Consider the following 3,255-nt stretch of genomic DNA (forward strand, 5'->3'; position numbering starts at 1 on the left):
TGTTTCTAACTATTATTTTCTACTTCAATTGATAAGTTAGAAATTTTTGATGAGATAATAAATATAGAAACAATTATGAAAGAGAATGAAATTTTTATTATCGATAAATAGTAGATAAATGATGAACAATAGAAAATAGGAAAAAATATGTCAAAAAAATTAATTGCTCTAATAGGAGTTCCTGTAGGAATTATCTTCATCAGTATTATAGTGTTGGCAGGTTCGTACAATAGTCTTGTTAGCAAAGATGAATCTGTGAAACAGGCTAACTCGAAGATTGAAGTGGCACTTCAACGTAGAGCTGACTTAATTCCAAATGTTGTAAATTCTGTAAAAGGATATATGAAGCACGAGGAGGACATCTTTACAAAGATTGCGGATGCTCGTTCTAAGATTGGATCAGGAAATAAAGAAACCAAAAGTGAAGGGGAGAGCGAATTAACTTCTGCCATTTCTCGATTACTAGTGGTTCAAGAAAATTATCCTGAGTTAAAAGCTGATACACAAGTGTCTTCTCTAATATCAGAGCTTGAGGGAACTGAAAATCGTTTGTTTGTTGCTCGTAAAGATTACAACGATACTGCAACAGAATATAATAAGACCATTAGACGTTTTCCTACTAATATGATAGCTAGTTTGTTTGGTTTCCAAAGAGCTGAGTTAATTGAAGCAGAGAAAGATGCAAAGGTGGTCCCTAAAGTCAATTTAACTGATTAGTCTTGTGGGGTATCTCCTATGAAAAAGTTACTTTTACTCTTAATTACTCCTTTATTCTTTGTTATGCCTCTAGTGGCGGCTAATATAGCTGTTCCAGATCGTCCTTTAAATGGTATTTACGATCCTAACGGTTATTTAACCACTAGTGTTGCAGAAACGTTAGAGAGTATGAATGCTGGAAGTGAAACCCAAGTAGGTATTTACATTGTAGATACTCTGGACGGTTCCAGCATCGAAGAGGTAGCCAATGAGGTTGCACGCAAATGGAAAGTTGGGAAACAAGATTCCAACAGTGGAATTTTAATTGCTATTGCTATAAAGGATAGAAAGTTTCGTATTGAAACATCCAACGAAGCAGCAATTTGGCTTACTGACTCTATGGCCAGTTCCTTACTAAATGATTCTAAGCCATACATGAAAGAAGGGAAATATACTGATGCCCTTAACAAAATTCTAGTAGGCATTTCTAAAGCGGAGTCTAGAAAAGCTGAAATCATAAACAAGAAGGAAAATAATCGACTTCCAAAAAGCTATGAAAAATCATTAAAAAATAATGAAGGCTTTAGTAAGTACTTCGATTACATTCCGTTTCCGATATTGTTCTATCTGTTGTTCTTTCTTTTACTAAGTTTAGCAACGTGGATCAAGTACTTAAAAAGATGCCGCTTTTCTAAGTATGAGTACGAGGGAAAGGGTAAGCTGTATCCAGATTTTCCTGACTTTGTACCTAATGATACGTGGACTGAAGAACGTAAATCTGACTATAAAAAAAATAAGCGTTTAATTAGGTCTCAATATCAGTATGAAGGTTTTAACAAACTCTATCCAGACTCAAAAGGTTTTCTACCTAATGACACTTGGACTACATTACTTATAGAAGCATACTACGCAGAAGTTGAAAGAAAGCACCTAGATAGGCTTAATCGCTCTCAATACTCTTATAATGGGAAGGGGAAACTCTATCCAAACGATAAAGATTTTGTGAGGAATGCTTCTTGGACTTCCGAGCTCACAAAAAGCTACTATGCTTCACAAAGAGTACAGTCAAGTTCTTATGGTAGATCAGATTCATATGATTCTGGTAGTTCTAGTTCATCATGGTCTTCAGATGATTGGGGTGGCGGTGGATTTGATGGTGGTGGTTCTTCAGATAGTTGGTAAATGAAAATGAAAAGAATTGCTAAAATAAGAAAATAACTATCATAAAGTCAGAAATTTTTAAGGAATTTCTGGCTTTTTATGATAAAATAGGTAAAAGTATTGCAAGTATGAGGTCCAGTATGAAACTAAAAACAAACATTCGCCACTTACATGGCAGTATCCGAGTTCCAGGTGATAAGTCTATCAGCCACCGTTCCATTATCTTTGGAAGTTTGGCTGAGGGTGAGACCAAGGTTTATGATATATTGCGTGGTGAGGACGTGCTCTCAACTATGCAGGTTTTTCGTGACCTTGGTGTTGTTATTGAGGATAAAGACGATGTGATCACTATTCAAGGTGTAGGCATGGATGGCTTAAAAGCGCCGCAAAATGCCCTTGATATGGGAAATTCTGGCACCTCGATTCGCTTGATTTCAGGTGTTCTTGCTGGTGCAGACTTTGAAGTAGAAATGTTTGGAGATGATAGTCTTTCCAAACGTCCTATGGATCGTGTGACCCTTCCGCTGAAAAAAATGGGCGTTAGTATTTCGGGACAAACTGAGCGAGACCTTCCTCCCCTTCATTTAAAAGGGACGAAAAACCTAAGACCTATTTATTATGAGTTGCCGATTGCCTCTGCTCAAGTCAAGTCAGCCTTGATGTTTGCAGCATTGCAGGCTCAAGGTCAGTCAGTTATTGTTGAGAAAGAATGTACTCGTAACCACACCGAAGATATGCTACAGCAATTTGGTGGTGATTTAAGTGTGAATGGTAAAACGATCACTGTCACAGGACCGCAAAAACTGACTGGACAAAAGGTTATCGTTCCAGGAGATATTTCCAGTGCGGCCTTTTGGTTAGTCGCTGGATTGATTGTTCCAAATTCTTGTGTCGTGCTACAGAATGTGGGGATTAACGAAACGCGTACGGGTATCATTGATGTCATTCGCGCCATGGGTGGAAAACTAGAAATAACTGAAATCGATCCAGTCGCTAAATCCGCAACTCTGACGGTTGAAACTTCAAATCTGAAAGGGACAGAAATTAGTGGAGCCTTGATTCCACGTTTGATTGATGAATTACCAATTATCGCCCTGCTTGCTACCCAAGCAGAAGGAGTGACGGTTATCAAGGATGCAGAGGAACTTAAGGTCAAAGAAACCGACCGCATTCAAGTGGTAGCGGATGCTTTAAATAGCATGGGCGCGGAAATCACACCTACAACAGATGGAATGATTATCAAAGGGAAATCCTCCCTTCATGGTGCTAGAGTCAATACCTTTGGTGACCATCGTATCGGAATGATGACAGCTATTGCAGCCCTCTTGGTTGCGGATGGAGAAGTGGAACTTGACCGTGCTGAAGCCATCAATACCAGCTATCCTAGCTTCTTTGATG

General features: G+C 38.5%; 3 protein-coding genes. All 3 read left to right on the top strand.

Annotated elements, in window-relative coordinates; translation table 11 throughout:
• Positions 1 to 147 precede the first annotated feature (147 nt).
• Positions 148 to 717 (top strand): LemA family protein, encoded by a 570-nt coding sequence (locus QZ565_RS08895; RefSeq protein ID WP_125416435.1) that lies wholly within the window; start codon positions 148 to 150, stop codon positions 715 to 717.
• Positions 718 to 735: 18 nt separating this feature from the next.
• Positions 736 to 1,878 (top strand): YgcG family protein, encoded by a 1,143-nt coding sequence (locus QZ565_RS08900; RefSeq protein WP_295528422.1) that lies wholly within the window; start codon positions 736 to 738, stop codon positions 1,876 to 1,878.
• Positions 1,879 to 1,997: 119 nt separating this feature from the next.
• Positions 1,998 to 3,255, top strand: a 1,258-nt coding sequence (gene aroA, locus QZ565_RS08905) for a 3-phosphoshikimate 1-carboxyvinyltransferase (RefSeq protein ID WP_295528425.1), incomplete at its 3' end; no start/stop codon positions are given.

It is taken from the genome of uncultured Streptococcus sp. (assembly GCF_915066115.1).
GTDB lineage: Bacteria > Bacillota > Bacilli > Lactobacillales > Streptococcaceae > Streptococcus.

What these genes read in the sequence shown, in the direction of transcription:
- QZ565_RS08895 (WP_125416435.1), top strand. Translation starts at nt 148, where the DNA reads ATGTCAAAAAAATTAATTGCTCTAATAGGAGTTCCTGTAGGAATTATC.
- QZ565_RS08900 (WP_295528422.1), top strand. Translation starts at nt 736, where the DNA reads ATGAAAAAGTTACTTTTACTCTTAATTACTCCTTTATTCTTTGTTATG.